The organism is Serratia sp. 2C06 (genome assembly GCF_050037615.1).
GTDB lineage: Bacteria > Pseudomonadota > Gammaproteobacteria > Enterobacterales > Enterobacteriaceae > Serratia > Serratia ureilytica.
Window position 1 is genome coordinate 764,011 of the sequence record NZ_CP188299.1, and the last position, 26,911, is coordinate 790,921.

At 61.2% G+C, this 26,911-nt stretch carries 26 protein-coding genes; 12 read left to right on the top strand and 14 right to left on the bottom strand.

From position 1 onward, the window contains the following. The first annotated feature begins 4 nt into the window (after window positions 1-4). The 4 genes from ACP3TA_RS04155 to ACP3TA_RS04170 all read left to right on the top strand — a co-directional run bounded on the left by ACP3TA_RS04155 (window position 5) and on the right by ACP3TA_RS04170 (window position 3,064). Window positions 5-985, top strand: coding sequence for a LacI family DNA-binding transcriptional regulator (locus ACP3TA_RS04155; RefSeq protein ID WP_033645266.1), 981 nt, complete (start codon window positions 5-7; stop codon window positions 983-985). Window positions 986-1,176: 191 nt separating this feature from the next. After that, a complete protein-coding gene (gene tsgA, locus ACP3TA_RS04160) occupies window positions 1,177-2,361 on the top strand; it encodes an MFS transporter TsgA (protein WP_025304528.1) in 1,185 nt (394 codons plus the stop codon). A gap of 110 nt (window positions 2,362-2,471) precedes the next feature. Next, on the top strand, window positions 2,472-2,720 hold the full coding sequence (locus tag ACP3TA_RS04165) for an AbrB/MazE/SpoVT family DNA-binding domain-containing protein (RefSeq protein WP_089197522.1): 249 nt from the start codon (window positions 2,472-2,474) through the stop codon (window positions 2,718-2,720). Next, window positions 2,714-3,064, top strand: coding sequence for a type II toxin-antitoxin system ChpB family toxin (locus ACP3TA_RS04170; protein ID WP_089197523.1), 351 nt, complete (start codon window positions 2,714-2,716; stop codon window positions 3,062-3,064). Before ACP3TA_RS04165 ends, ACP3TA_RS04170 begins: the two co-directional genes overlap by 7 nt. Here ACP3TA_RS04170 and ACP3TA_RS04175 read toward each other — a convergent pair. Continuing rightward, window positions 3,061-4,329 carry a cytosine deaminase gene (locus tag ACP3TA_RS04175; RefSeq protein WP_207188402.1) on the bottom strand — a complete coding sequence of 423 codons (1,269 nt, stop codon included), beginning with the start codon at window positions 4,327-4,329 and terminating at the stop codon, window positions 3,061-3,063. The genes ACP3TA_RS04170 and ACP3TA_RS04175 overlap by 4 nt on opposite strands. A gap of 303 nt (window positions 4,330-4,632) precedes the next feature. Here ACP3TA_RS04175 and nirB point away from each other — a divergent pair, with 303 nt between their 5' ends. From nirB to cysG, 4 genes are read left to right on the top strand one after another with little or no spacing between them, the layout of a single operon-like run. Next, the gene (gene nirB / locus ACP3TA_RS04180; protein WP_103101818.1) at window positions 4,633-7,182 is read left to right on the top strand and encodes a nitrite reductase large subunit NirB; all 2,550 of its coding nucleotides are present in this window, start codon (window positions 4,633-4,635) and stop codon (window positions 7,180-7,182) included. Then, window positions 7,179-7,505 (top strand): nitrite reductase small subunit NirD, encoded by a 327-nt coding sequence (gene nirD / locus ACP3TA_RS04185; RefSeq protein WP_038878129.1) that lies wholly within the window; start codon window positions 7,179-7,181, stop codon window positions 7,503-7,505. Before nirB ends, nirD begins: the two co-directional genes overlap by 4 nt. A gap of 16 nt (window positions 7,506-7,521) precedes the next feature. Further along, window positions 7,522-8,322 carry a nitrite transporter NirC gene (gene nirC / locus ACP3TA_RS04190; protein WP_426784544.1) on the top strand — a complete coding sequence of 267 codons (801 nt, stop codon included), beginning with the start codon at window positions 7,522-7,524 and terminating at the stop codon, window positions 8,320-8,322. A 50-nt stretch (window positions 8,323-8,372) separates the two neighbouring features. After that, on the top strand, window positions 8,373-9,776 hold the full coding sequence (cysG, locus tag ACP3TA_RS04195; RefSeq protein ID WP_426784545.1) for a siroheme synthase CysG: 1,404 nt from the start codon (window positions 8,373-8,375) through the stop codon (window positions 9,774-9,776). Window positions 9,777-9,827: 51 nt separating this feature from the next. Here the strand turns inward: cysG and trpS are convergent, their stop codons facing one another. The 12 genes from trpS to pilM form a co-directional block, all read right to left on the bottom strand. Continuing rightward, the gene (gene trpS / locus ACP3TA_RS04200) at window positions 9,828-10,835 is read right to left on the bottom strand and encodes a tryptophan--tRNA ligase (RefSeq protein WP_004930324.1); all 1,008 of its coding nucleotides are present in this window, start codon (window positions 10,833-10,835) and stop codon (window positions 9,828-9,830) included. Between the two features lie 2 nt (window positions 10,836-10,837). Beyond that, entirely contained in the window at window positions 10,838-11,536 is a 699-nt protein-coding gene (locus ACP3TA_RS04205; protein WP_038878137.1) for a phosphoglycolate phosphatase, read from the bottom strand. Continuing rightward, a complete protein-coding gene (gene rpe / locus ACP3TA_RS04210; RefSeq protein ID WP_019456160.1) occupies window positions 11,529-12,206 on the bottom strand; it encodes a ribulose-phosphate 3-epimerase in 678 nt (225 codons plus the stop codon). The genes ACP3TA_RS04205 and rpe overlap by 8 nt, the downstream gene beginning before the upstream one ends. Before the next feature lie 51 nt (window positions 12,207-12,257). After that, window positions 12,258-13,070 carry an adenine-specific DNA-methyltransferase gene (gene dam / locus ACP3TA_RS04215; protein WP_047573438.1) on the bottom strand — a complete coding sequence of 271 codons (813 nt, stop codon included), beginning with the start codon at window positions 13,068-13,070 and terminating at the stop codon, window positions 12,258-12,260. Window positions 13,071-13,154: 84 nt separating this feature from the next. After that, window positions 13,155-14,168 (bottom strand): SPOR domain-containing protein, encoded by a 1,014-nt coding sequence (locus tag ACP3TA_RS04220; protein ID WP_129993641.1) that lies wholly within the window; start codon window positions 14,166-14,168, stop codon window positions 13,155-13,157. Between the two features lie 156 nt (window positions 14,169-14,324). Continuing rightward, entirely contained in the window at window positions 14,325-15,425 is a 1,101-nt protein-coding gene (aroB, locus tag ACP3TA_RS04225) for a 3-dehydroquinate synthase (RefSeq protein WP_426784546.1), read from the bottom strand. A gap of 106 nt (window positions 15,426-15,531) precedes the next feature. After that, window positions 15,532-16,053, bottom strand: coding sequence for a shikimate kinase AroK (gene aroK / locus ACP3TA_RS04230; protein ID WP_004391482.1), 522 nt, complete (start codon window positions 16,051-16,053; stop codon window positions 15,532-15,534). Between the two features lie 349 nt (window positions 16,054-16,402). Beyond that, window positions 16,403-17,647: a DNA uptake porin HofQ gene (hofQ, locus tag ACP3TA_RS04235; RefSeq protein WP_426784547.1), complete on the bottom strand. Its 1,245-nt coding sequence runs from the start codon at window positions 17,645-17,647 to the stop codon at window positions 16,403-16,405. Then, a complete protein-coding gene (locus tag ACP3TA_RS04240) occupies window positions 17,644-18,003 on the bottom strand; it encodes a HofP DNA utilization family protein (RefSeq protein ID WP_033645276.1) in 360 nt (119 codons plus the stop codon). The genes hofQ and ACP3TA_RS04240 overlap by 4 nt, the downstream gene beginning before the upstream one ends. Beyond that, a complete protein-coding gene (locus ACP3TA_RS04245) occupies window positions 17,996-18,490 on the bottom strand; it encodes a hypothetical protein (RefSeq protein ID WP_122016787.1) in 495 nt (164 codons plus the stop codon). The genes ACP3TA_RS04240 and ACP3TA_RS04245 overlap by 8 nt, the downstream gene beginning before the upstream one ends. Further along, window positions 18,483-19,022, bottom strand: coding sequence for a PilN domain-containing protein (locus ACP3TA_RS04250; RefSeq protein WP_069101026.1), 540 nt, complete (start codon window positions 19,020-19,022; stop codon window positions 18,483-18,485). Before ACP3TA_RS04250 ends, ACP3TA_RS04245 begins: the two co-directional genes overlap by 8 nt. After that, on the bottom strand, window positions 19,022-19,855 hold the full coding sequence (gene pilM / locus ACP3TA_RS04255; RefSeq protein WP_033645279.1) for a type IV pilus biogenesis protein PilM: 834 nt from the start codon (window positions 19,853-19,855) through the stop codon (window positions 19,022-19,024). The genes ACP3TA_RS04250 and pilM overlap by 1 nt, the downstream gene beginning before the upstream one ends. A gap of 121 nt (window positions 19,856-19,976) precedes the next feature. Here pilM and mrcA point away from each other — a divergent pair, with 121 nt between their 5' ends. Then, window positions 19,977-22,535, top strand: coding sequence for a peptidoglycan glycosyltransferase/peptidoglycan DD-transpeptidase MrcA (mrcA, locus tag ACP3TA_RS04260; RefSeq protein WP_206196425.1), 2,559 nt, complete (start codon window positions 19,977-19,979; stop codon window positions 22,533-22,535). A gap of 51 nt (window positions 22,536-22,586) precedes the next feature. On the opposite strand, the gene nudE is transcribed toward mrcA, so the two are convergent. Continuing rightward, window positions 22,587-23,141, bottom strand: coding sequence for an ADP compounds hydrolase NudE (gene nudE, locus ACP3TA_RS04265; RefSeq protein WP_033645281.1), 555 nt, complete (start codon window positions 23,139-23,141; stop codon window positions 22,587-22,589). A gap of 445 nt (window positions 23,142-23,586) precedes the next feature. On the opposite strand from nudE, the gene ACP3TA_RS04270 reads away from it, so the two are divergent. The 3 genes from ACP3TA_RS04270 to hslR all read left to right on the top strand — a co-directional run bounded on the left by ACP3TA_RS04270 (window position 23,587) and on the right by hslR (window position 26,902). Then, window positions 23,587-25,719, top strand: coding sequence for an intracellular growth attenuator family protein (locus tag ACP3TA_RS04270; protein WP_206196424.1), 2,133 nt, complete (start codon window positions 23,587-23,589; stop codon window positions 25,717-25,719). Between the two features lie 98 nt (window positions 25,720-25,817). Further along, on the top strand, window positions 25,818-26,498 hold the full coding sequence (gene yrfG, locus ACP3TA_RS04275; RefSeq protein ID WP_197755327.1) for a GMP/IMP nucleotidase: 681 nt from the start codon (window positions 25,818-25,820) through the stop codon (window positions 26,496-26,498). Continuing rightward, entirely contained in the window at window positions 26,495-26,902 is a 408-nt protein-coding gene (gene hslR, locus ACP3TA_RS04280; RefSeq protein WP_033645283.1) for a ribosome-associated heat shock protein Hsp15, read from the top strand. The genes yrfG and hslR overlap by 4 nt, the downstream gene beginning before the upstream one ends. Window positions 26,903-26,911 lie beyond the last annotated feature (9 nt).

Here is a 26,911-nt window from a genome sequence, read left to right on the forward strand (position 1 = left end):
GACGATGGTGACACTGGAAGATGTCGCGGCGCTGGCGGGCGTATCGCGCGCCACCGTATCGCGGGTAGTGAACGGCGACAGCAACGTCAAAGCGCCGACCCGCGAGAAGGTTGAACGCGCCGTCGCCCAGCTCGGTTACACCCCCAACCCGGCGGCCCGCGCGCTCGCCTCCAGCCACAGCAATACCCTCGGGTTGGTCACCACGTCGTATCGCGGCGGCTTCTTCGGCGCGCTGATGGACTTCGTGCAAACCGAGGCCGAATCCCACGGCAAGCAGCTGCTGGTGACCCAGGGCCGCAACAGCGCCGAAAACGAATGGCAGGCGGTGCAGCGGCTGTTCAGCCTGCGCTGCGACGGCGTGATCCTGCACGTGCGTTTTCTCAGCGACGATCGGCTGCGCCAGCTGGCGGCGGAGCAACGTCATTTCGTGTTGCTCGATCGTCTGGTGCCGGGGCTGGAAGACCGCTGCGTCACCTTCGATCATCCGCTCGCCAGCCGCATGGCGACCCAGCAACTGCTCGACGCCGGACACCGGCGCATCGCCTGCATCAGCGGGCCACGCGAGCGGCCGTCGAGCCGCCTGCGGCTGCAAGGGTTTGAAGAGGCGATGCAGGCGGCGAATATCGAGCCGGTGGCCTGTCTGGAGGGCGTTTACGATCTGGAAAGCGGTTACCGCTGCGCCGATCGCCTGTTGCGGCAGGCCGCGCCGCCCAGCGCCATCTACTGCTGCAACGAAGAGATGGCGATCGGCGCCCTGCTGGCGATCAACGAGCACCGCCTGCGGGTGCCGCAGGATATCTCCTTGATCTGCTACGACAGCGGCGAACGCGCGCCCTTCGTCCGCCCGGCGTTGAGCAGCGTACACTTTCCCATCAGCGAGATGGCGCAATACGCGGCGCGCAGGTTGATCGATCCCGCCACCCCGACGCACCGTTTTGAGCCGACGATCATCAACCGTGATTCCATTGTGACGGTACGCAAATAGATCACAATAATGCGTATCACCCCTTCATGGGTTGCATCAAAAAATCGACAGCCATCACAAAAAATCCCGTTGTCTGTGCTAGGATCCGCCCCCTGGTGGCCTGAACGGGACTTTTTTCTGCGTTTGCCAGGAAAAGCCAGCGGCCTTATGCCAGTTTTAAAACCTCTAACAGACATATTCAGGCCTATATAATGAATGACAGTAACCGCATACGGCTTACCTGGATCAGCTTCTTTTCGTACGCGCTGACCGGTGCTTTAGTGATCGTCACAGGGATGGTGATGGGAAACATTGCAGAGTACTTTAATCTGCCGGTTTCCAGCATGAGTAACACCTTTACTTTCCTCAACGCCGGCATTTTGATTTCGATCTTCCTCAATGCCTGGCTGATGGAAATCATCCCGCTGAAGCGTCAGCTGATCTTCGGCTTTGTCCTGATGGTGCTGGCGGTGGCGGGGCTGATGCTCGGCAAGAGCCTGACCATGTTCTCGCTGTGCATGTTTATCCTTGGCGTGGTTAGCGGCATCACCATGTCGATCGGCACCTTCCTGATCACCCACATGTATGCCGGCCGCCAGCGCGGTTCACGCCTGTTGTTCACCGATTCCTTCTTCAGCATGGCCGGGATGATTTTCCCAATCGTCGCCGCCATGCTGCTGGCTCGCCATATCGGCTGGTACTGGGTTTATGCCTGCATCGGCCTGCTGTACGTGGGGATCTTCGTGCTGACCCTGTGCTCCGACTTCCCGGTGCTGGGCAAGAAAGGCGCCGACGCCGGTCAACCGGTCGAGAAAGAAAAATGGGGCATCGGCGTGCTGTTCCTGTCGATCGCCGCGCTGTGCTACATCCTTGGCCAGCTGGGCTTCATTCAGTGGGTGCCTGAGTACGCCACCAAGTCGTTCAACATGGACATCGGCCAGGCCGGTAAGCTGGTGAGCGACTTCTGGACCTCATACATGGTCGGCATGTGGGTGTTCAGCTTCATCCTGCGCTTCTTCGATCTGCAGCGCATCGTTACCGTGCTGGCCGCGCTGGCCACCGGCGCGATGTACCTGTTCGTCAGCACCGACAATCCGGAGCACCTGGGCTACTACATCATGGCCCTGGGCTTCGTTTCCAGCGCCATCTACACCACGCTGATCACCCTCGGCTCGCTGCAGACCAAGGTCTCCTCGCCGAAGCTGGTCAACTTTATCCTGACCTGCGGCACCATCGGCACCATGCTGACCTTCGTGGTCACCGGCCCGATCGTGGCGAAAGGCGGGGCGCACGCGGCGCTGACCACCGCCAACGGCCTGTACCTGGCGGTGTTCGTGATGTGTCTGCTGCTGGGCTTCGTGACCAAGCACCGCAGCCACGGTCACGTGACGCACTGATTTCTTCGCATCAAATACATCAAGGGCGCCCGCAAGGCGCCCTTTTTTATGTACATTTTTCACACTTAATTATACATTGTTTATACATGAACAATGGAGAGGGATTGCTCATGAAAGTCTTTATCAAAAAATGGGGCAACAGCGCAGGAATGCTGGTGCCCTCAGCGCTAATGAACGAGCTGGAACTCCAGGTAGGTCAGGAAATGGACATGCAGGTCATCGATGGAACGTTGGTCATTAAACCGGTTAAGAAACGCTATTCACTGCAGCAATTGCTCGATAGCTGTGACGGTGAAGCGCCGGCCGCCGCAGACGACAACTGGGAACACATGCCGCCGGCGGGGAAAGAAGTATGGTGAAGCGCCCCGTTTTTCAGCGCGGAGATCTTATCCGGGTCAGCCTGAATCCCGTGGTTGGCCGTGAGCAGCAAGGCGACTTTCGTCCGGCACTGGTGCTTTCTCCCCGCGAGTTTAATGCGCTGGGCATGGTGCTAGTTGCCCCTATTTCACAAGGGGCTAATTTTGCCCGTACAGCGGGTTTCACCGTCAGCCTGAGCGGGAGCGGCACCGCAACGCAGGGCGTCATCTTGATCAACCAGGTTCGCATGATGGATCTGGCCGGGCGCAGCGCGCAATTCGTTGAACGTGCTCCTGGCGAAGTCATCGCCGACGCGCTGGCACGGCTTCAGGCAATCATCGACTAACGCCGAAAATCCACCGTCTCATCCTGCTGCAAATGCAGCGTGGTTTCCGCCGGCCGCGTTTCGGCGATCACCGCTCCCTGGCGAATCGAATAACGCACCGGCGTCTGGCGGCGCACTGCGTCGAAGCCGCTTTCCGCCGGCAGGATCACCAGGTTGGCGCTGTTGCCGGCCGCCAGGCCGTAGTCGCTCAGGTTAAGGGTCCGCGCGCTGTGGTGGGTGATCAGCTTCAGCCCATCGTCGATCTGGCCATAGCCCATCAGCTGGCACACGTGCAGCCCCATATGCAGCACCTGCAGCATGTTGGCGGTGCCGAGCGGATACCAGGGATCGAACACGTCGTCATGGCCGAAGCAGACGTTGATCTCTGCCTCCAGCATCTCCTTCACCCGCGTCACGCCACGCCGTTTCGGGTAGCTGTCGAAACGTCCCTGCAGGTGAATGTTCACCAGCGGGTTGGCGACGAAGTTGATGCCGGACATTTTCAGCAGGCGGAACAGCCGCGAGGCGTAAGCGCCGTTGTAAGAGTGCATCGCCGTGGTGTGGCTGGCGGTAACTTTCGCCCCCATCTCCAGCTTCAGCGCCAGCGCCGCCACGGTCTCGACGAAGCGCGATTGCTCGTCGTCGATTTCATCGCAGTGCACGTCCACCAGCCGATCGTATTTTTGCGCCAGCGCGAACGCCTTATGCAGCGACTCCACGCCGTATTCGCGGGTGAATTCGAAGTGCGGAATGGCACCCACCACGTCGGCCCCCAGCCGCAGCGCCTCTTCAAGCAGCGCTTCGCCATTAGGATAGGAAAGGATCCCCTCCTGCGGGAAGGCGACGATCTGCAGCGTCACCCAGGGCGCCACCTCCTGCTTCACCTCCAGCATGGCACGCAGCGCGGTCAGCGTGGGATCGGAAACGTCGACGTGGGTGCGCACATACTGCACGCCGTTGGCGATCTGCCACTTGAGCGTTTGCCAGGCGCGCTGTTTGACGTCTTCATGGGTCAGCAACGCTTTACGTTCGGCCCAGCGCTCAATGCCCTCGAACAGCGTGCCGGACTGGTTCCAGGCCGGCTGACCGGCGGTTTGCGTGGTATCCAGGTGAATATGCGGTTCGACGAACGCCGGCAACGCCAGCCCGCCCTGCGCATCCAACACGTCGCTGCGCCACTCCTGCCCTTCCGGCTGCGGCACCAAATGCGCGATGCGCCCCTGTTCGATCGCCAGTTGCCACAACCCTTCATGCCCGCTTAAACGCAGGTTGTCGATAAACTTCAATGGACGTTTCGCCACCCTTCACCTCTGCCGTTGCGCTGGTTTTCTTCATCATACTGGCAGCGGATCGCGCTGACAAAGTCGCCGTTGCCTGCCTACCCCCTGCGTTTACTCCCTGCGGGGTAATTTGCATGCAAACTGACTCGCTTCAGCTAAAGGTGAATAAAATCCGCAACTTATCAAAAAACGTGGAAAATCATCCATATACCACGTTAGAGGTATATAAGGGTGTGATTGATTTGCATCAATAAATTGCCCATCGGGAGAGATAAGGTAAGCCTAGGAAACCAGAATTTTGAGGCAATAATGAGCAGAGTCAAACTTGCCGTCGTCGGCAATGGCATGGTCGGCCACCGGTTCATCGAAGATCTGTTGGATAAAGCAGACAAAGACCAATTCGAAATCACCGTATTTTGCGAAGAGCCACGCATCGCTTACGATCGCGTGCACCTTTCCTCCTACTTCTCGCACCACACCGCCGAAGAGCTGTCGCTGGTGCGCGAAGGCTTTTACGAAAAACACGGCGTGAAGGTGCTGGTCGGCGAGCGCGCCATCACCATCAATCGCGACGAGAAGGTGATCCACTCCAACACCGGCCGCACCGTCTATTACGACAAGCTGATCATGGCCACCGGCTCCTATCCGTGGATCCCGCCGATTAAAGGCTCGGATAGCCAGGACTGCTTCGTTTACCGCACCATCGAAGACCTGAACGCCATCGAAGCCTGCGCGCGCCGCAGCAAACGCGGTGCGGTAGTCGGCGGCGGACTGTTGGGGCTGGAAGCCGCCGGCGCGCTGAAAAGCTTGGGGGTGGAAACGCACGTGATCGAGTTCGCTCCGGTGCTGATGGCCGAACAGCTCGACCCGATGGGTGGTGACCAGCTGCGCCGCAAGATCGAGCGCATGGGCGTCAAAGTACACACCGGCAAAAATACCCAGGAGATCGTCAACGGCGGCGGCACGGCGCGCAAAACCCTGCATTTCGCCGACGGTAGCCTGCTGGAAGTGGATTTCATCGTGTTCTCCACCGGCATCCGCGCCCAGGACAAGCTGGCGCGTCAGTGCGGGCTGGAGATTGGCCGCCGCGGCGGCATCGCCATCAACGACAGCTGCCAGACGTCGGATCCGGACGTGTACGCCATCGGTGAGTGCGCCGCCTGGCGCGATCGCACCTTCGGCCTGGTGGCACCGGGTTACAAAATGGCGCAGGTGGCCGTCGATCACCTGCTGGGCCGCGAAAACGGCTTCCAGGGCGCCGACATGAGCGCCAAGCTGAAGCTGCTGGGCGTGGACGTCGGCGGCATCGGCGATGCCCACGGCCGCACCGAGGGCGCCCGCAGCTACGTTTATCTGGATGAAAGCAAAGAAGTCTACAAACGCATCGTGGTCAGCGCCGACAACAAAACCCTGCTCGGCGCGGTGCTGGTGGGCGACACCAGCGATTATGGCAACCTGCTGCAGCTGGCGTTGAACGGCATCGAACTGCCGGAGAACCCGGACGGCCTGATCCTGCCGGCCCACGCGGGCAGCAAACCGGCCATCGGCGTGGATTCGCTGCCGGAAAGCGCGCAGATCTGCTCCTGCTTCGACGTCAGCAAAGGTGACATCATCCAGGCAGTCAACAAAGGCTGCCACACCGTGGCGGCGCTGAAGGCCGAAACCAAGGCCGGCACCGGCTGCGGCGGCTGCATCCCGCTGCTCACCCAGGTGCTGAACGCCGAGCTGAGCAAGCAAGGCATCGAGGTCAACCACCACCTGTGCGAACACTTCGCCTATTCGCGCCAGGAGCTGTTCCACCTGATCCGCGTCGAAGGCATCAAGTCGTTCGAGACGCTGCTGGCCAAATACGGCAAAGGCTACGGCTGCGAAGTGTGTAAACCCACCGTCGGCTCGTTGCTGGCTTCTTGCTGGAACGAATACATCCTCAAGCCGCAGCATACGCCGCTGCAGGATACCAACGACAACTTCCTCGGCAATATCCAGAAAGACGGCACCTACTCGGTGATCCCACGCTCCGCCGGCGGCGAAATCACCCCGGACGGCCTGCTGGCCATTGGCCAGATCGCCAAGGAGTACAATCTCTACACCAAAATGACCGGCTCGCAGCGCATCGGCATGTTCGGCGCGCAGAAAGACGATCTGCCGGCCATCTGGCGCAAGCTGCTCGCCGCCGGCTTTGAAACCGGCCACGCTTACGCCAAGGCGCTGCGCATGGCGAAAACCTGCGTCGGCAGCACCTGGTGCCGCTACGGCGTCGGCGACAGCGTCGGTTTCGGCGTCACGCTGGAACATCGCTACAAAGGCATCCGCACCCCGCACAAAATGAAGTTCGGCGTCTCGGGCTGCACCCGTGAATGCGCCGAAGCGCAGGGCAAGGACGTCGGCATCATCGCCACCGAGAACGGCTGGAACCTGTACGTCTGCGGCAACGGCGGCATGAAACCGCGCCACGCCGACCTGCTGGCCGCCGACCTCGATCGCGAGACGCTGGTGCGCTATCTCGACCGCTTCATGATGTTCTATATCCGCACCGCCGATAAACTGCAGCGCACCTCGGTGTGGCTGGAAAGCCTGGAAGGCGGTATCGACTACCTGCGCAAGGTGATCGTCGACGACAAGCTCGGCATCAACGACCAACTGGAAGCGGAGATCGCCCGCCTGCGCGACGCGGTGATTTGCGAGTGGAAAGAGACCGTCGAGCATCCGGAAACGCAGCTGCGCTTCGCCCACTTCATCAACAGCCCGCTGCGCGATCCGAATGTGCAGGTGGTGGCCGAACGCGACCAGCACCGCCCTGCGCGCCCGGACGAGCGCATTCCCGTCACCCTGATCGATACCGAGGAGAGCCACGCATGAGCCAGTGGATTACCGTTTGTCCCGTCGCCGACATTCTGCCCGGCACCGGCGTGTGCGCCCTGATCGGCGATCGGCAGGTGGCGGTGTTCCGCCCCTATGCCGACGAGCAGGTGTTCGCCATCAGCAATATCGACCCCTTCGCCCAGGCCAGCGTGCTGTCACGCGGGCTGATCGCCGAGCATCAGGGCGAACTGTGGGTCGCCAGCCCGCTGAAGAAACAGCATTTCCGCCTGTACGACGGCCACTGTCTGGAAGATGACAGCCGTTCTGTCGCCAGCTTCACCAGCCGGGTGGTCGACGGCATCGTGCAAGTCGCGGCATAACCTTTCGGGAGGCAACATGTTTACCGACACGATCAACAAATGCGCCGCCAACGCGGCGCGCATCGTCCGCCTGGCGAAGGAGAGCCCGCTCGGCTTTTGGATCAGCTCGGCGATGGCGGGCGCCTACGTCGGCCTTGGCATCATCCTGATCTTCACCCTCGGCAATCTGGTCGACCCAAGCGTGCGGCCGCTGGTGATGGGCGCCACCTTCGGCATCGCGCTGACGCTGGTGATCATCGCCGGTTCCGAGCTGTTCACCGGCCATACGATGTTCCTGACGCTCGGCGTCAAGGCCGGCACCATCCGCCAAAGCCAGATGTGGGCGGTGCTGCCGCAAACCTGGCTCGGCAACCTACTCGGCTCGGTGCTGGTAGCGCTGATGTATTACTACGGCGGCGGTAGCCTGCTGCCGGTGGATACCAGTCTGGTGCACAGCGCCGCGTTGGCGAAAACCACCGCGTCGGCCGAGGTGCTGTTCTTCAAGGGCGTGCTGTGCAACTGGCTGGTTTGCCTGGCGATCTGGATGGCGATCCGCGTAGAAGGCGCCGCCAAGTTCATCGCCATTTGGTGGTGCCTGCTGGCCTTTATCGCCTCGGGTTACGAACACTCCGTCGCCAACATGACGCTGTTCGCCCTCTCCTGGTTCGGCAACCACAGCGAGACCTATACCCTCGCCGGCATCGGCCACAACCTGCTGTGGGTGACGTTGGGCAACATCCTGTCCGGCTCGGTGCTGATGGGTCTGGGGTATTGGTACGCCACGCCGCGCGCCGAACGCCCGCAGGCGGCGAAAGCCGCCGTACGACAGACCGCCTGAGTTCTCGGGGGCGCATTTCGCCCCCACCCTGATGACCCCGAGGAGTGCCGATGGACTACCTGCCGATTTTCTGCCAACTGCAACATAAAGCCTGCCTGCTGGTCGGCGGCGGCGAGATCGCCGAACGCAAGGCGCGCCTGCTGCTGGACGCCGGCGCAGCGCTGACCGTCAACGCCGTAGACTTCAGCCCGCAGTTCCACCAGTGGGCGGCAGAAGGCCTGTTGACGCTGGCCGAGGGCGAATTCAGCCCGGCCCTGCTGACGGAAAAATGGTTGGTGATCGCCGCCACCGATAGGCTGGAGGTCAACGCGCGGGTGTACCAGTGCGCCAACCAGCAACGGGTGTTCTGCAACGTGGTCGATGACCCGAAACGCGCCAGCTTTATCATACCGTCGATCATCGATCGTTCACCGATCGTGGTGGCGGTGTCCTCCGGCGGCAAAGCGCCGGTGTTGGCGCGGTTGCTGCGCGAGAAGCTGGAAGCGCTGCTGCCGCAACACCTCGGCAAGCTGGCGCAGCTCGGCGGATCGCTGCGTCAACGGGTGAAACAGCGCTTCAGCAGCCTCGGCGCGCGCCGCCGCTTCTGGGAGCGGCTGTTCGCTCACGATCGGCTGGCGCAATCGCTGGCCAATGACGACGCGGCTCTGGCCGAACGCCAGCTCGAACAGCTGTTCAGCGAACGGCCGGAGGATCGCGGTGAAGTGGTGCTGGTGGGCGCCGGGCCGGGCGATGCCGGCCTGCTGACGCTGAAAGGGCTGCAACAGATCCAGCAGGCCGACGTGGTGGTTTACGACCGGCTGGTCTCCGAAGCGATCATGACGCTGGTGCGTCGCGACGCCGAGCGCATCTTCGTTGGCAAACGCGCCGGCCATCACTGCGTGCCGCAGGAGCAGATCAACCACATCCTGCTGCAGCAAGCGCGGCAAGGCAAACGCGTGGTGCGCCTGAAGGGCGGCGATCCCTTTATCTTCGGCCGCGGCGGCGAAGAGCTGGAAACGCTGGCGGACGCCAACGTACCGTTCTCGGTGGTGCCGGGCATCACCGCCGCCTCCGGCTGTTCCGCCTACAGCGGCATCCCGCTCACCCACCGCGACCACGCGCAGAGCGTGCGTCTGGTGACCGGCCACGCCAAGGCCGACGGTGGATTGGACTGGGCGACGCTGGCCGCCGGGCAACAGACGCTGGTGTTCTATATGGGGCTATCGCAGGCGGCGGAGATCCAGCGCCGGCTGATCGCGAACGGACTGCCGGCCGCCACACCGGTGGCGCTGGTGGAAAACGGCACTTCCTGTCGCCAGCGGGTGATCGAAGGCGAGCTTGGCCAACTGGGCGCCTTGTCCCTGCAGGCCGCCAGCCCCAGCCTGATCATCGTCGGCAGCGTGGTCAGCCTGCGCAGCAAGCTTAATTGGTTCGCCAGCGAAGCCCCGCCCGCCGGCCTGGCGCAAATGGCGTGATACCGACGTAAAAAAAGCGGCCCAAGGCCGCTTTTTTTATTTGCGCCGGCGTTACGCCTGCGGCGGTACGAAACCGACGGCCTGATAAACCTTCGCCAGGGTTTCCTGCGCGCGTGCGCGAGCCTTGGCGGCGCCGTCGCGCATCACCTGCTGCAGGTAGGCTTCGTCGTTGCGGAAGCGGTGGTAACGCTCCTGCAGCTCAGCCAGCATACCGGAGACGGCTTCCGCCACCGCGCCTTTCAGGTGGCCGTACATTTGGCCTTCGAACTCGGCTTCCAGCTGCGCGATGCTCTTGCCGGTGACGCCGGCGAGGATGTCCAACAGGTTGGAGACGCCCGCCTTGTTGACCACGTCGTAACGCACGACAGGTGGCTCTTCCGAGTCGGTCATTGCGCGTTTGATCTTTTTGGTCACCGCTTTCGGATCTTCCAGCAGGCCGATCACGTTGTTGCGGTTATCGTCCGACTTGGACATCTTCTTGGTCGGTTCCTGCAGCGACATCACGCGTGCGCCGGATTTAGGAATAAACGGCTCCGGCACTTTGAACACGTCGCCGTACAGCGCGTTGAAACGCTGGCCCACGTCGCGGCTCAGTTCCAGGTGCTGTTTCTGGTCTTCGCCCACCGGCACCTGATTGGTTTGATACAGCAGGATGTCCGCCGCCATCAGCACCGGATAGCTGAACAGCCCGGCGTTGATGTTCTCCGCGTAGCGTGCGGATTTGTCTTTGAACTGCGTCATGCGGCTCAGTTCGCCGAAATAGGTGTAGCAGTTCAGCACCCAGCTCAGCTGCGTGTGCTCAGGCACGTGCGACTGCACGAAGATGGTGCTTTTTTCCGGATCGATACCGCAGGCCAGGTACAGCGCCAGCGTATCCAGCGTGGCTTTGCGCAGTTTCTCGGCGTCCTGGCGCACGGTGATGGCATGCAGATCGACGATGCAGTAGATGCAGTCGTAGTCGTCCTGCATCTGCACCCACTGACGCAGCGCACCCATGTAGTTGCCGATGGTCAGTTCGCCGGACGGCTGCGCGCCGCTAAATACGATGGGCTTACTCATGTTTAAATTTCCTGATTCTCTAAAGATGACAGCCCAAGAGCGGGCAACAAATCGGCAAAGCGCTCCAACACCCGATCGGGGTGGCTCAGGGCGATCGATTCGCCGTAGTTATAACCGTAGGTAAAGCCGACGCTTGGGCAACCGGCGCCCTGCGCGGCTTGAATATCGTTGCGTGAATCGCCGACGAACAGCAGTTCATGCGCGCGCAGCCCAAGCTTGCCGAGCACCAGATACAACGGCGCCGGGTGCGGTTTCTTTTCCGTCACGTCGTCGCCGCCGATCACCAGCGAGAAATAGTCGCCAATCCCCAACGATGCCAGCAGCGGCGCCACGAACGGCGTCGGCTTGTTGGTCACCAGCGCCATCGGGTAGCCGTGCGCGGCCAGTCGGGCCAGCGTCTCTTGCACCTGCGGGAACAGGCGGCTACCGCTGTCGACGGTCTGCGCATAGAAATGGTCGAAGCGTTCACGCAGCCGGCCGCACTGTTCCGGCGTGCCTTCCGCTTCCGCCCAGCGCAGCGCGCGCTGCACCAGCACGTCGGCGCCGTTGCCGATCCAGGTGCCAACCCGCTCCTCACCCGCTTGCGGCAGGCCCGCTTCTTCCAGCGCCATATCGATGGCGGCCGCGAGGCCCGGCGCGCTGTCGACCAGCGTGCCGTCCAGATCGAAGGCCAATGCGCGGATCGCGCCGAAATCAGCCATGGGAAACCTTCGCCAGCTCGCTGCGCATCTCGTCGATCACCTTGCGGTAGTCCGGCTGGCCAAAGATGGCGGAACCGGCGACGAACATATCGGCGCCCGCGGCGGCGATTTCGGCGATGTTATCCACCTTCACCCCGCCGTCGACTTCCAGGCGGATGTCGCGACCGCTGTCGTCGATCAGCTTGCGCACTTGGCGCAGCTTGTCGAGCGTGCCGTGGATGAACGACTGGCCGCCGAAGCCCGGGTTGACCGACATCAGCAGGATCACGTCGATTTTATCCATCACGTAATCAAGATAGCTCAGCGGGGTCGCCGGGTTGAACACCAGGCCGGCCTTACAGCCGTGCTCTTTGATCAGCTGAATGGTGCGATCGACATGTTCGGAGGCTTCAGGGTGGAAAGAGATATAAGACGCGCCGGCCTTGGCGAAGTCAGGCACGATGCGGTCCACCGGCTTGACCATCAGATGCACGTCAATCGGCGCGGTAATGCCGTAGTTGCGCAGCGCTTCGCACACCATCGGACCGATGGTCAGATTGGGCACGTAGTGGTTGTCCATGACGTCGAAGTGCACCACGTCGCCGCCTGCGGCCAGCACGTTAGCGGTATCTTCACCTAACCGGGCAAAATCTGCCGACAGAATGGACGGGGCAATCAAAAACTTTTTCATCCGCTTCTCCAAACGTAGGGTCGAGTTGTTATGCGCCGGGGTGCCCCCGGCTTAGCGATACAGCGCCAAAAGCTCGTTCACTTTGCTGCGGCCGAGAATATTGCGGCTGATCGTGCGGCGCGCTTTCACCACATACAGCGCAGCATGCTGGTACCAGTCGCGCGTCAGCTCGGTATCGTGATTGGAAATCAATACCGGCACCCGGCTCTCTACCGAGAGCTGATGCGCCAGATGCGCCAGGCTCTGCTGATCGGCGATGCTGAAGCTGTTGGTGTGGTAAGCGGTGAAATTCGCCGTCGCCGACAGCGGCGCATAAGGCGGATCGCAATACACCACGGCGCCGGCTGCGGCCTTCGCCATGGTATCGCGGTAATGCTCGCAGACAAAAGTGGCATTGCGCGATTTTTCAGCAAACCAGTAGAGCTCTTCTTCCGGGAAGTACGGTTTCTTGTACCGGCCAAACGGCACATTGAACTCGCCGCGCAGGTTATAGCGGCACAGGCCGTTATAGCAGTGACGGTTCAGGTACAGGAACAGCAGCGCCCGGCGGTAAGGCTCGGTGCTAGTATTGAACTCTTCTCGCAGCAGGTAAAACTGATCCGAGTTATTGAATTCATCGGCGAAAAGCGTGCGGGCATCGCGCACGAAGTCATCCGTGCGCCGCTTAACGATGTTATACAGGTTGATAAGATCGCTATTGATGTCGGCGAGAATGTAGGCGTCGTAATCCGTATTCAGAAAGACGGATCCCGCACCCACGAAGGGCTCGATTAAGCAGTCTCCCGCCGGCAGATGGCGACGAATCTCATCTACCAGCGGGTATTTTCCACCAGCCCATTTTAAAAAAGCGCGGTTTTTCTTCATGCCGTCAATTAGCTACTTATACAATTCAGAGCGGCGGATTGTACTCTGTTTCAGACAGCACATCAGCGCACAAATTTAAATGATTTATTTTTTAAGATCTTGCTGCACTTGGTGTACAGGTCGAACCCATGGTTTTTTCGCCTGCACATCGGCCGGCAACGAAGCAATGGCGCGCTTCGCTTCAGCAGAAGACGCATAGTTGCCGCTCACCAGCACATACCACGGCTTGCCGTCACGCTTGGTGGCGTACACCAGGTAATTCTGCAGCTTCTGCTGTTTGGCGTAGGCGTTCAGCGTATCGGAACGCGAAGCGCTGCTCAGTTGCAAGGTATAGTGGCTGCCCGGCGCAGACTGCACAGAACTGCCGCTGCTGGCGACCGCTCCCGCTTTCGCGGTGGAAGACGGTTTGGCCGGCGGCGTATACACCGTAGTCGGTGATTTATGCTGCGTTGCGGTCGGTTTGGCGGCGGCGGTTTTCGCCGGCGTTTTATGCTGTTGCGGGGCAGTGCCCTGCACAGGACGCGTCGCTTCGCGCGCTGCGGCGCCGCTCATCACCGTTGCCGGTGCGGTCGGCAACGTCGACGCTGCGCCGGTCATGCCCTGCGTAGCGACATCCACCTGCCCCTGCTGCTGCGACAGCGCATCCGCCATGTTGCCCGGCAAATCGACGCGCTGCTGCGCACCGCCTTGCTGAGGCTGCGTTTGCGCTTCGGTCGGCGTGCCGGAGATCGGCGGAACGCTGACGTTCTGCGGTTGCTGCGGCTGAGTCGCGCTCACGCCGTTATTATCGTGGGTATCCGTCGTGCCGCCCGGCACGCCGTTATTGGCGGTGGTCAGCGACGAAGAACCGGACAGGTTGATATCGCGGGCCGCGCCGTTTTGCGCGCCGCTCTCCTGCGCCGCTTCATGTTTGGTCGGCGCCTTCAGGGCTGAACCGATGCCGATAATCAGCAGCAGCAGCACCAAAATGCCGATGCCAATCATCAAATGCTGGCGCGAAACGGCGAAGCGCGGCGCGGCGGCCGGCTTGCGCGAACGCGTAGGACGACGATCGCTGCTATCAGGTCTGAGATCGTCTTCCGGTTTAAACTCGTCCATCTGAAACCCTCCAACTAGAGGCAAAAGCCCACCACCGTAGACCTACCGTGGCACGGGCGGATTAACCCGATGATGGCAAAGCGACACCCGTCGTGCTCTGCTCACTGTATTAATATAGATGCTAATGGCGGCTAAGCCACTGTTACTTAGTCCGATTTAATTACGCTTCCGCTCAGGCAAGCAGGCGGCGATCGACGCCAGCACCAGCTCATGCCCTACGCCGCCGCGCACTTCCGCCGCACCGATCGCGGTCGGCAACACCAAACGCAGTTCCCCCGCCAGCACTTTCTTGTCGCGCAACATGTGCGGCAAGTAGGATTCCGGCGTCATTTCCTGCGGCCCGCAGACCGGCAAGCCGGCGCGCAGCAGCAGCGCTTTGATGCGCTCGATGTCGTCAACGGAGAACTGGCCGAGACGGTGCGCGGTTTCCGCCGCCATCACCATGCCCGCAGCCACCGCCTCACCGTGCAGCCACACGCCGTAGCCCATCTCGGCTTCGATAGCATGGCCGTAAGTATGGCCCAGATTCAGCAGGGCGCGCAGACCGCTTTCGCGTTCGTCTGCGGCCACCACCTCGGCCTTCAGCTCGCAGCAGCGGCGAATACAGTAGGCCAACGCCTGCATATCCAACGCCATCAGCGCATCGATGTTATTTTCCAACCAGACGAAAAACTCGCGATCGAGAATGATCCCGTATTTGATGACTTCGGCCAGGCCGGAAGAGAGTTCACGCGTCGGCAGCGTTTTCAGGCAATCCAGATCAACCACCACCGAAGCGGGTTGATAGAAAGCGCCGATCATGTTTTTGCCGAGCGGGTGGTTGACGGCGGTCTTGCCGCCCACGGAGGAGTCCACCTGCGACAGCAGCGTGGTGGGAACCTGAATGAAGCGCACGCCGCGTTGGTAGCACGCGGCGGCAAAGCCGGTCAGATCGCCGACAACGCCGCCACCGAGCGCGATCAGCGTGGTATCGCGCCCGTGCGGTTTTTCGAGCAGCGCCGAAAACACCTGCTCCAACACCGCCAGAGATTTGTACTGCTCACCATCGGGAAGAATCACCTGATCCACCACGACGCCGCTCTGCTCCAGCACCTGCCGGACACGCTCCAGATAGAGCGGCGCCAGGGTCTGGTTGGTGACCAACATCGCTTGTTCACCCGCCTTTAACGGCATAAAAGAAGCCGGATCGTCAAACAATCCGGCGGCGATGGTAATCGGGTAGCTGCGCTCCCCAAGCGTTACAGTAATTCTCTCCATGTCGCGCTTAGTTCTCTGTATGGTACGGCGGTGGTTGATCCCCGCAACGGCGGGGAACACAAATCAGTTTTCCGCATTGGCCGACGGCGAACGCGAAAATCAGCAATCAGTTGCTTTCCAGCATGTTGATGATCTGGTTGGCAACCACTTTAGCGCTCTGATCGTCGGTGCGAATGGTGACATCGGCAATCTCTTCATACAACGGATTGCGCTCTTTCGCCAAAGCTTCCAGCACTTCACGCGGCGGAGAATCAACCTGCAGCAGCGGGCGTTTTTTATCACGCTGGGTACGAGCCAACTGCTTTTCGATCGTGGTTTCGAGATAAACCACCACGCCGCGCGCGGACAGACGGTTGCGCGTTTCGCGCGACTTCACCGAACCGCCGCCGGTCGCCAACACAATCCCTTGTTTTTCCGTCAGTTCATTAATGACTTTTTCTTCACGATCGCGGAAACCTTCTTCCCCTTCCACGTCGAATACCCAGCCCACGTCAGCTCCGGTACGTCGCTCAATTTCTTGATCGGAGTCGAAGAACTCCATATTGAGTTGCTGAGCTAACTGACGGCCAATAGTGCTTTTGCCGGCACCCATAGGCCCAACCAGAAAGATATTGCGTTTCTCTGCCATGTTTTTCGGTATTACTAAGACAATTCGTTAATGTTAACCCGCCCCGCCAATCAAATCAGCGGCGGGACCTAAACTGAAACCTCATGAGCGATAGTGCGAGATCAGACGAAAAATTATCTCAACACTCTTGGTAGTTTGGCAACCGAATAAATCGCAATCCACGCCGCGGGAGGGAAACCATATGTTTTTAACGGCGTCTTGGCGCTAACAAAAAACCTCGGTGCTCAATTCGGTAACCCTTGTAAGCTAAATCGGCCGCAGCGTCAAACGCAGATCCCCCCAAGGGGATAAAAAAGTGTATCTGCTCATCAACTTTAGGCGATTTGCCGCCCGGCCGACAGGCCGCCGCTTATCCCTTAATCAGGGTTGGCGTAATAAAGATCACCAGCTCGCGTTTTTTCTGTTGTGCGCCGCTCTGCCGGAACAAGCCCCCCAGCAGCGGCGCATCCCCCAGTCCCGGCACCTTGTCCGCCGTCTTGCCGCGATGCCGTTGAAAAATGCCGCCGAGCACCAGGGTTTCGCCGTTTTTCACCGTGATCTGCGTCTTAATCTCCTGTTTATCGATGGTCAACGCCTCTCCGGCCCCTCGGCTGATGGCGCGCCCCGGCATATTTTGGCTGATCTGCAGCGTCAGCGTGATGCGCCCGTCCGGCAACACCTTCGGCGTCACCTCCATGCCCAGCACCGCCTCTTTAAACTCGATGGCGGTCGCACCGCTGGCGCCGCTGGACACTTCATAAGGGATCTCCGTCCCTTGCTTGATGCTGGCGGTTTGCAGATGCGCCGTCAGGAGACGCGGGCTGGCGATGATCTCCACCTGATTTTCCTGCTCCAGCGCCGTCAGCTCCAGGCTCAGCAAACGCCCGCTGATGCGCGCCAGATGGAAACCGGCGTTCACCGCGCTGCGCTCCAACGGCAGGTTAACGCCGATATTGCCCGGCCGCAGCGGCCGCGCCGGCCTGTCGTCGGGCGCCAATCCCCAACGCACGCCGAGCTCACGCAGGCTTTCGCTGTTGATGGTCACGATATGCGCCGCCAGTTGCACCTGTGCCAGCGGCGCATCCATTTCCGTTATCCGCTTTTTCAACTGCGCCACAATCGGCGCGGTGTCGCGCAGCAGCAGCGTATTGGTGCGTTTATCCGCCAACACGCTGCCACGCTCGCTCAGCAACGCGCCACGTTGGGCGTTGAGGCTTTCGGCAATTTCCGCCGCATCGCCGTTTTGCACGGTCATCGTCAGGCTGTGCAAGGGTTGCCGCTGCGCCAGCGCCTCTTGCTGCTGTCTTTTTTCCCGTGCATCCGGCTCCGGGGAGATCAGCATCACGTTACTCTCCCGCGTCATCGTCAGTTTGCCCATACGCAGGGTCAGCGCCAGCGCCTGGGGCCAGGGCACATCCTCCAGCCGCAGCGTCAGGTTGCCGCTCACGCCCGGCGCGGCGATCAGGTTCATCTGCCGATAATCCGCCAAGGCCTGCAGGATGACCGTGACCGGCGCATCCTGAAACTCCAATGAGATTATCTGTTTATCCTGAGCCTGCGCGGCGCCGAGCGCCAAACACCCTAGCGCCAAGCCCAGTCCAGCGCGTCCTTTCATGATTTGTCATCCTTGTCGTCGATCATCAGCGATATGTCGTCGCGGCTCGTCGGGCACTCCGGTTCGGCCGTCAGCGCCTTCAACGTCAGGCTGCGCGCCTGCACCTGCGTCACCTGCCAGCGCTCGGCAAGCACCCGTTGTTGCGGCCGCAGGCGCAACCATTGCCCCGCCGGCGTCACCACCCAGCCATAGCGCTGCGTCGGTTGCCCGATGACGCCTTTCAGTCGCCAGCCCGCCGGGGATGTCTCTGTCTGGGCGCAAGCAGGCATCGGGGGCGGCGCAAACGGGTCGCGCGGTTCGGCGCATAAGGCCCACGGCCATAGCAGCCACCACCAACGGCCGGATCTTCTACTCATCGGCCAGCTCCTCGGCGGCATCCTGTAAAACCAACCGCGCCGTCATGCCCTGCGGCGGCGTCTCCACGCTCAATTGTTCGAGACGCAAATCGGCGGGCAGCGCCTCCAGCAGCGCCAACAAACCGGGGTAGTCAATGCGCAAGCTCAGCGTCTGCCGCGGCGGTTTTTCCTGCCGCTGCCAGCGCAACAAGGCGCCCCCCGCCCGTTGCAGCCCGTTCGTCAGATCGCCGGTGGCGGCCGGAGCGATCGGCGTCGGCGGCATCAGGGCGACCGGCGCCTCGTCCAGTTGGCGCTGCGCCACGGCGATCTGTTGCAGCAGGCGCTGTTGCCGCTCTGTCGCGTTTTCCCGCTGACGCCATTCGTCTTGCAGCATCCAGCCCCCGCCCAACAACGCCAACGTGCCGATGCCCAGCCATTGCGCGGCCAGCAATCGCCGGCCCGACAGGCCCAGCAAGAAGCGCAGCCCGGATGGCAGACGGTTATCCATCACGCCCCCACTGCACCACCAGATGAAAGGCGTACAGGCCGTCGTCGCGTTGCGCCACCTCCGCCAAACGCAGCCGCGGTAACGCGGGCATCCCCGCCAGCCGCCGTTCGAACTGCGAAATGGCGGCAGGAGAACGGCTCAATCCACGCAGCCGCAGGCCGTTCGCCGCATCGCTGTCCAACGCCGTGAGCCACAGCGGTGGGGGGAGGCAGGAGGAGAGTTGCTGCAGCAGTTGCAAATAACGCCGGTTATGTTGGGCATTGCGCGCCTGCCGTTCAGCGAGGGCGCTGTATCGCGCCCGTTGCGCCCGCTCTTGCTGCTGCTGACGGACGAGCAGCGTCACTGCCGCCAGCTCTTCTTCCAACAGCGCCAGCCGCTCCTGACGCTGCGCCTGTTGATGACGCAGTTGGCCGGCGACGAGGCCCCCTGCCAGCAACAGCACCGTTATCTGCAACAGCAACACGCCCAGCCAGAAGCAGCCGCGCCGCCGATCGCGACGTTGCCGCCAGGGCAAAAAGTTGACCTGGTACATCAGCGGTCCTCCTCGCGCAGCGCCAGACCGCCGGCCAACGCGAACGCTGAGGGATGCACGGGCAACGGCGGACGCAGCTGCGTGAAGGCGCTGAGCGGCGACCAGGAAAGGCAGCCGACGGGCAAGGCTCCTGCCAGCACGCTGCCGGCATAGACCGGTCGATCATCGTCCGCCGGCGTCTGGGCTTGCAGCGCCCGCAGCGCCTGCGCGTCATCGTCGCCCGGCGTCAGCCCGAACGCGAACGCGCCGTCGGCCGGCGCCACCCACAGCCATTCTCGCTCGAGACGATGCATCAGCCCCGCGGTGTGCGGCACGCCCGCCGCCGTCGCCATCATCCGCAGCGCGCAGGGCGTAATATCGACCGCTTGCGGATGCAGGCCCGCCTGGCGCAGACAGTGCAGCCACTGCTGCAGCTCCTGCCGCCGCGCGGCGGTCAACAGCAGCGCCGCCCCCTCCGCCGGCGCGGCGCGATAGTCGAGCGCCAGCGTCTGGCCGTCGAGTGGGAACTGCTTCACGCCGTGGCCAACGATATAGTCGCTGCGTTCCGGCTCGCGCAGCCGCGCGTCCGGCTGCGCCATGCACTGTTGCAACACCCGCTGCGCCGGCAGGGCAATGCGTAAGGAAATATGTCGCGGCAGTTGGACGCGCCATTGCCGCAGCGCCCGGATCAGGGCTTCGGAAGGTGCCAGGCAGCCGTCGCGTAAAACCGCCTGCGGCAGCGTCTGTTGCCACCAGTGACGCAGTTGCCAGCCGTTGCGGCGGCGTTGGACCGCCAGCGCCCGCACGCAGTCGATTTGTATATCCAGCCCCACCTGCCATGCTTGAGGGAACATGTTTCACAAGCCTCCATAACATCCGATGATAAAAGAACATATCCATGTCGCAGGCTTGCCTTTATACTACCGCGCGGTTGTTTATAAACTGCCCAAATGACTTAGAAATGGGAAATCTCAGGTGAAGTTCGTAAAGTATTTACTAATCCTTGCAGTATGTTGCATCGTGCTGGGAGCAGCCTCGATTTTCGGCTTGTACAAATATGTCGAGCCGCAGCTGCCCGACGTCGCAACGCTGAAAGACGTGCGGCTGCAGATACCGATGCAGGTTTACAGCGCCGATGGCGAACTGATCGCCCAGTACGGCGAGAAGCGCCGCATTCCGCTGAAGTTGGATCAAATTCCGCCGGTGATGGTGCACGCATTTATCGCCACCGAAGACAGCCGCTTCTATGATCACCACGGTGTCGATCCGGTCGGCATCTTCCGCGCGGCCTCCATCGCGTTGGTCTCCGGCCACGCTTCCCAGGGGGCCAGCACCATTACCCAACAGCTGGCGCGTAACTTCTTCTTAAGCCCGGAACGCACCCTGATGCGTAAAATCAAGGAAGCCTTCCTGGCGGTACGCATCGAGCAGATGCTGACCAAAGATGAAATCCTTGAGCTGTATCTGAACAAGATCTACCTGGGTTATCGCGCTTACGGCGTGGGCGCCGCCGCGCAGGTCTATTTCGGCAAGGACGTCAGCCAGCTCACCCTGAGCGAGATGGCGACCATCGCCGGCCTGCCGAAAGCGCCGTCCACCTTCAACCCGCTCTATTCGCACGATCGCGCCGTTGCCCGCCGCAACGTAGTGCTGTCGCGCATGCTGGACGAACACTACATCACGCAGGCGCAGTACGATCAGGCGCGTTCTGAAGATTTGGTCGCCAACTACCATGCGCCGGAAATCAGCTTCTCCGCCCCGTATCTCTCCGAGATGGTGCGTCAGGAGATGATCAAGCGCTACGGTGAAAACGCCTATACCGACGGTTATAAGGTTTACACCACCGTGACCAAACGGCTGCAGCTGGCGGCGCAGGAATCGGTGCGCAATAACGTGTTGGCCTATGACATGCGCCACGGCTATCGCGGCCCGTCAAACGTGCTGTGGAAAGTCGGCGAAGCGGCCTGGGATCGCAAACAGATTGTCGACTTGCTGAAAAACCTGCCGAACTACGGCCCGCTGGCGCCGGCGGTCATCACCGCCGCCAACCCGCAGGAAGCGACGGCGATGCTGGCCGACGGCAGCAGCATTGCCCTGCCGATGGCCACCATGCGCTGGGCGCGGCCATACCGTTCAGACACTCAGCAAGGCCCAACGCCGAAACGCGTCACCGACGTGGTGCAGCCAGGCCAGCAGGTCTGGGTGCGTAAAGTGAACGAGGCCTGGTGGCTGTCGCAGGTGCCGGACGTCAACTCGGCGCTGGTTTCCATCAACCCGAATGACGGCGCGGTGAAAGCGCTGGTCGGCGGCTTCGATTTCAACCAGAGCAAGTTCAACCGCGTCACGCAGGCCCTGCGTCAGGTGGGCTCGAACATCAAACCCTTCCTGTATACCGCCGCGATGGATAAAGGCCTGACGCTGGCCACCATCCTGAACGACTTGCCGATCACCCGTTGGGATGCCGGCGCCGGCACCGACTGGCGGCCGAAGAACTCGCCGCCGACCTACGATGGCCCGATTCGTCTGCGTCAAGGGCTGGGGCAGTCGAAGAACGTGGTGATGGTGCGCGCGATGCGTGCGATGGGCGTCGACTACGCGGCGGAATATCTGCAGCGCTTCGGCTTCCCGGCACAGAACATCGTGCATACCGAATCGCTGGCGCTGGGCTCCGCTTCCTTCACCCCGATGCAACTGGTGCGCGGTTACGCGGTGCTGGCGAACGGCGGTTATCTGGTCGATCCGTACTTCATCACCAAAATTGAAGACGACAACGGCAATACGGTGTTCGAAGCCAAACCTAAAGTGGTTTGCAGCAGTTGCAACCTGCCGGTGATCTACGGTGATACTCACCGTTCGGCCGTGCTGTCCGATGACAACATCGAAAACGTCGCCACCTCGCAGGAAGGCAGCAACAGCACGGTGCCGATGCCGCAGCTGGAGCAGGTAACCCCGGCTCAGGTGCAGCAGGACGGCGACCAACAGTATGCGCCACACGTGATCAGCACGCCGCTGGCCTTCCTGATCCACGACGCGCTGAACAGCAACATCTTCGGTGAACCGGGTTGGATGGGCACCGCCTGGCGCGCCGGGCGCGATCTGAAACGTCATGATATCGGCGGCAAAACCGGTACCACCAACAGTTCCAAAGACGCCTGGTTCTCCGGCTATGGCCCGGATACCGTGACGTCGGTGTGGATCGGCTTCGACGATCACCGCCGCGATCTGGGCCGTTCAACGGTGTCCGGCGCTATCCCGGATCAGATTTCCGGCGGCGAAGGCGGTGCCAAAAGCGCCCAGCCGGCGTGGGACGACTTCATGAAGATCGCACTGGAAGGCATTCCGGAGCAGAAAGTCACGCCGCCGCCGGGCATCATCAGCGTCACCATCGACAAGAGCAGCGGCAAGCTCTCTGGCGGTGGCGGCGGCAGCCGTTCCGAGTACTTTATCGAAGGAACGCAGCCGACGGACTACCCATCGCGCGATACCGGCACCACGCTTACCGATCCGGGCGGCGAAAGCCACGAGCTGTTCTGATCGAAAAGGGCCAGAGAAATCTGGCCCTTTTTTTATGCGGCGTGAAGCGTCTCAGCGCGAAGCGCGCAGAAACGCCTCGGAGAGGAACAGCGCGCTGACGTTGCGCGCCTCACGGAAATCCGGTTCCGCCAGCAGCGCCATCATGTTGGCGATCGGCCAGCGCACCTGCGGCAGGGGTTCCGGTTCGTCCCCCTCCAGGCTCTGCGGGTAGAGATCGTGCGCCAGCACGATATTCATTTTGCTGGAAAAGTAGGATGGCGCCATCGTCAGCTTGCTGAGGAAATCAAAGCGTCTGGCACCGAATCCCACCTCTTCCATCAGCTCGCGGTTGGCCGCCTCCAGCACCCCCTCGCCGGGATCGATCAACCCTTTCGGGAAGCCGAGCTCATAGGATTCAGTGCCCACCGCATATTCGCGGATCAGCAGCAGGTCATCGCCAATCACCGGCACAATCATCACCGCTTCGCGATCCGAAGGCCGCATGCGCTCATACACCCGCCGCACACCGTTGCTGAATTCCAAATCGACCGACTCGACGTTGAACAAACGCGAACGCGCGACCGTTTCCACTTTCAGAATTTTAGGTTTTTGCAGGTGTTTATCCATGATTGCCTCAAAGAGGTTGCCCAGGCGCGGACAGGGCAACCGAAAAAATGATTGGCGTAACGCACGGCTCGTTGGCGCTCAAACGCTGACCAAATTCGATCTTGATCACATTGTGCGTTAAGGGCAAGCTCGGCCGCAACGCGCATGAACAGTAATTTACTTTCTTTTAACAAGCGTCGCCAGCCGCGGGCGATTTTCTGCACTGATTCAGCAAACAGCGCGCATGAAAATAGGATAATGCCGATATCGACAGCAGGGGCCGGTTGCTAGTATCACGCAGGCAAGAATCAGTGATAAAATGACCTTGCTTCATGAAGGAATGAGATCCAAAGCGAAAATCTGTTTGTTCCCTCATTAGTTCTGGGTGCCTCCTGGCGGTTTACTCCGTATAATATTCAGCTTTTCATCAGGTTGGCGAAATTCACGGGTGTGAGATGGGGATTGCATGAGCACAATAGTGTTGATATTGGCCTTAGTGCTTGTCTGCCTGATTGCCGCCGGCCTGTACCTGTGGTTCAAGGCCCGCCACCCGACGGCGCTGGCGCGCACGCTGCCGTTTATCAAACCCGCCCACCGCAAGCTGACCGACGAAGAACGCGCGGCGGTCGAGTTCTACCTCAATCAACAAAACAAGCTGAGCAACAAACTGTTGCCCGGCGGCGCTACGCTGCCCGCAGCCAAACTGGCGCTCACCCCGCAAAGCGATAACGTTTATCCCGTGACGCACGCCATCACCCGTTACGGGCTGGCCAGCGACGATCCCAATAAATGGCGCTATTACCTCGACGCTGAAGAGGTGCACCTCCCCCCGTTTTGGGAACCCTATATCACCGCCGACAACCATGTGGAAGTGATCAAAACCCAGACGCTGCCGCTGGTGATTTCGCTCAACGGGCACTCGCTGAAAGATCATATCCACGACCGGCCGCAGCCGCCGGTCGTGACCGCCGCGCCGACCAAAAACGCCTCCATCCGCAAGGAAGAGAGCGAGCATGTCGAGCTGGTGAACATTCGCAAGGAAACGCCGGAAGAGCATGCGCTGAACCGGCCGAACGGCATCCGTGAAGCCGTCATCATCTCCGCCGCGCTGCTGCTGCTGTTCTTCAGCCTGATCAGCCCGGTGCTGGTGATCCCCTGGATGATTTTCGTGGCGGTGCTGATGATCGCCTGGGGAGGGTGGAACCTGTTCCGCCGCCCGGCGTCGCGCGAGTTGAAAGAGATCCACTGCCTGCGCGGCACGCCAAAGCGCTGGGGCCTGTTCGGCGAATCCGGCCAGGGGCAGATCAGCAATATTTCGCTCGGCATTATCGATCTGATCTATCCGCCGCACTGGCAACCGTACCTGACGCAGGATCTGGGCAAAACCACCGATGTGGACGTCTATCTCAACCGTCAGGTGGTGCGGCAGGGGCGTTTCCTGTCGCTGCATGACGAAGTGAAGAATTTCCCGTTGCAGCAGTGGGGCCGCAATGCGGTGCTGGTCGCCAGCTCGACGCTGGTTCTGCTGCTGCTGCTGATCTATATCCCGCTCAACCTGCCGTTGACCCTCAGCATGGCCTGGCTGCAAGGCGCGCAAAAAGTGGAAGTGACCAGCGTACAGGCGCTGGAGGCCACGCCGCTGCGCATCGGCGACACGCTGAAAGTGCGCGGCAGCGGCATGTGCTATGTCCCGCCGCCGGCCAACGGCGGCGGCGCCGTCAATTTTGCGCCGTTCGACTGCTCCGGCATCTATTGGAACACCGCCGCCCCGCTGCCGCAGCCGGAATCGGAAGTCATAGACAAAGCGACAGCCCTGCTGGCGACGGTCAGCGGTCAGCTGCATCCGAGCGGCGCCGATCAGAAGGTCAACCCGCAGCTGGCCAGCGCCATCGAGAAATCCGGCATGATCCTGCTGGACGATTTCTCCGATATCGTGCTGAAAACGCAGGATCTGTGCCAGACGGAAAACGACTGCGTACGGCTGAAAAACGCGCTGGTTAACCTGGGCAACGCGAAAAACTGGAGCAGCCTGGTGAAACGCGCCAAATCCGGCGCGCTGCAAGGCGTCAACGTCCTGCTTCGTCCGGTCAGCGCCGAATCGCTGGAAAGCCTGACCAAAGTGGCCACCTCGTCGTTCATCTTCAATGAGACGCGACTGGCCGCCGCTGCGCTTAACAGCCCGCCGCCAGGTGGTTTCCTGATCCGCAGCGACGAAGGCCGCCAGTGGGTCAGTCACCCCCAGCCGCAGACGCCGCAAAGCGAATACAACGCGCTCGACCAGTGGAATGAGCTGCAGCGCCAGTCCAACCTGCTGCTGCATACCCCATTCCAGGCGCAGGGCGTGATCACCAGCCTCAGCGTTGACGCCAACGGCACTCGCCACGTGGCGTTGCACAGCGAACCGGACATGATCACCCTGTGGCGCTATCTCGGCACCAGCCTGTTGTTGCTGGCCGTAGTGGTCAGCCTGGGTTATAACGCCTGGCGGCTGGTGCAGCGTCGGCGCATCAATCAGCACCGCGTCGCCGATATCCAGCGTTACTACGACAGCTGCTTCAACCCGCAGCTCAATCCGATGTCGATGCGGCCGATGGCCTGAACCTGACGCCGGGGCTTCGGCCCTGTCATCCGCTTATGCTACGCTAACGCTATTATTCTCATCTGCGGACTGCCCGTCGGTCCGCCCGTGGAGTTTTTATGGTTCCCGAGTTTGATTGGCCGCAGATCGATACCGTGCTGCTGGACATGGACGGCACATTGCTGGATCTGGAGTTCGACAGCCACTTTTGGCTCAGCCTGGTGCCGCAGGCGTTGAGCGAAAGGCGCGCCATTCCGTTCGACGAAGCCCGCCACATCATCGAGCGGGAATACCAGGCGGTGCAGCACACCATGAGCTGGTATTGCTTCGATTACTGGAGCGAGCGGCTGGATCTGGACATTTACCGCATGACCAGCGAAGTGGGCAGCCGCGCCCGGCTGCGCGAAGACACCGAGCCTTTTTTACGGGCGCTGCGCGACGCCGGCCTGCAAACCATTTTGCTGACCAACGCCCATCCGCACAGCCTGGCGGTGAAAATCGAGCATACCGGCCTCGATCGGCACCTTGATTTATTGTTTTCCACCCACACATTTGGTTATCCGAAAGAAGATCAGCGTCTGTGGCAGGCAGTGCAACAGCACACCGGATTCAACCCGCAGCGCACGCTGTTTGTCGACGACGGCGAGCCGATCCTCGACGCGGCGCGCACTTTCGGCATTCGTTACTGCCTGGGCGTGCAAAACCCGGACTCCAGCACGGCGGAGAAAAGCTTCCAGCGCCATCCGTCGATGCGCGACTACCGCCTGCTGATACCGGCGCTGGCCAAGGGGGAAGCATGAAGGAAAAAGCGACGCGCGACGACGCGGTCCGACTGGATAAGTGGCTGTGGGCCGCACGCTTCTACAAGACCCGTGCGCTGGCACGCGAAATGATCGACGGCGGCAAGGTGCATTACAACGGCCAGCGCGGCAAGCCGAGCAAGATTGTCGAGCTCAACGCCGAGCTCAAACTGCGGCAGGGCAACGAAGAACGTACGGTGATCGTGCTGGCGCTGACCAGCCAACGCCGCGGCGCCAACGAGGCGCAGCAAATGTATCAGGAAACCGAAGCCAGCATCGCCAACCGCGAAAAAATGGCGCTGGCGCGCAAGATGAACGCGTTGACCATGCCGCATCCGGACCGACGTCCGGACAAAAAGGAGCGGCGCGACCTGATGAAATTTAAATTTGGTGAGCAGGAATAACCCCTCACC

Excerpts from the sequence above, each read along its gene's own strand:
- ACP3TA_RS04155 (WP_033645266.1), top strand. The coding sequence starts at position 5 with ATGGTGACACTGGAAGATGTCGCGGCGCTGGCGGGCGTATCGCGCGCC.
- tsgA (WP_025304528.1), top strand. The coding sequence starts at position 1,177 with ATGAATGACAGTAACCGCATACGGCTTACCTGGATCAGCTTCTTTTCG.
- ACP3TA_RS04165 (WP_089197522.1), top strand. The coding sequence starts at position 2,472 with ATGAAAGTCTTTATCAAAAAATGGGGCAACAGCGCAGGAATGCTGGTG.
- ACP3TA_RS04170 (WP_089197523.1), top strand. The coding sequence starts at position 2,714 with ATGGTGAAGCGCCCCGTTTTTCAGCGCGGAGATCTTATCCGGGTCAGC.
- nirB (WP_103101818.1), top strand. The coding sequence starts at position 4,633 with ATGAGCAGAGTCAAACTTGCCGTCGTCGGCAATGGCATGGTCGGCCAC.
- nirD (WP_038878129.1), top strand. The coding sequence starts at position 7,179 with ATGAGCCAGTGGATTACCGTTTGTCCCGTCGCCGACATTCTGCCCGGC.
- nirC (WP_426784544.1), top strand. The coding sequence starts at position 7,522 with ATGTTTACCGACACGATCAACAAATGCGCCGCCAACGCGGCGCGCATC.
- cysG (WP_426784545.1), top strand. The coding sequence starts at position 8,373 with ATGGACTACCTGCCGATTTTCTGCCAACTGCAACATAAAGCCTGCCTG.
- trpS (WP_004930324.1), bottom strand. The coding sequence starts at position 10,835 with ATGAGTAAGCCCATCGTATTTAGCGGCGCGCAGCCGTCCGGCGAACTG.
- ACP3TA_RS04205 (WP_038878137.1), bottom strand. The coding sequence starts at position 11,536 with ATGGCTGATTTCGGCGCGATCCGCGCATTGGCCTTCGATCTGGACGGC.
- rpe (WP_019456160.1), bottom strand. The coding sequence starts at position 12,206 with ATGAAAAAGTTTTTGATTGCCCCGTCCATTCTGTCGGCAGATTTTGCC.
- dam (WP_047573438.1), bottom strand. The coding sequence starts at position 13,070 with ATGAAGAAAAACCGCGCTTTTTTAAAATGGGCTGGTGGAAAATACCCG.
- ACP3TA_RS04220 (WP_129993641.1), bottom strand. The coding sequence starts at position 14,168 with ATGGACGAGTTTAAACCGGAAGACGATCTCAGACCTGATAGCAGCGAT.
- aroB (WP_426784546.1), bottom strand. The coding sequence starts at position 15,425 with ATGGAGAGAATTACTGTAACGCTTGGGGAGCGCAGCTACCCGATTACC.
- aroK (WP_004391482.1), bottom strand. The coding sequence starts at position 16,053 with ATGGCAGAGAAACGCAATATCTTTCTGGTTGGGCCTATGGGTGCCGGC.
- hofQ (WP_426784547.1), bottom strand. The coding sequence starts at position 17,647 with ATGAAAGGACGCGCTGGACTGGGCTTGGCGCTAGGGTGTTTGGCGCTC.
- ACP3TA_RS04240 (WP_033645276.1), bottom strand. The coding sequence starts at position 18,003 with ATGAGTAGAAGATCCGGCCGTTGGTGGTGGCTGCTATGGCCGTGGGCC.
- ACP3TA_RS04245 (WP_122016787.1), bottom strand. The coding sequence starts at position 18,490 with ATGGATAACCGTCTGCCATCCGGGCTGCGCTTCTTGCTGGGCCTGTCG.
- ACP3TA_RS04250 (WP_069101026.1), bottom strand. The coding sequence starts at position 19,022 with ATGTACCAGGTCAACTTTTTGCCCTGGCGGCAACGTCGCGATCGGCGG.
- pilM (WP_033645279.1), bottom strand. The coding sequence starts at position 19,855 with ATGTTCCCTCAAGCATGGCAGGTGGGGCTGGATATACAAATCGACTGC.
- nudE (WP_033645281.1), bottom strand. The coding sequence starts at position 23,141 with ATGGATAAACACCTGCAAAAACCTAAAATTCTGAAAGTGGAAACGGTC.
- ACP3TA_RS04270 (WP_206196424.1), top strand. The coding sequence starts at position 23,587 with ATGAGCACAATAGTGTTGATATTGGCCTTAGTGCTTGTCTGCCTGATT.
- yrfG (WP_197755327.1), top strand. The coding sequence starts at position 25,818 with ATGGTTCCCGAGTTTGATTGGCCGCAGATCGATACCGTGCTGCTGGAC.
- hslR (WP_033645283.1), top strand. The coding sequence starts at position 26,495 with ATGAAGGAAAAAGCGACGCGCGACGACGCGGTCCGACTGGATAAGTGG.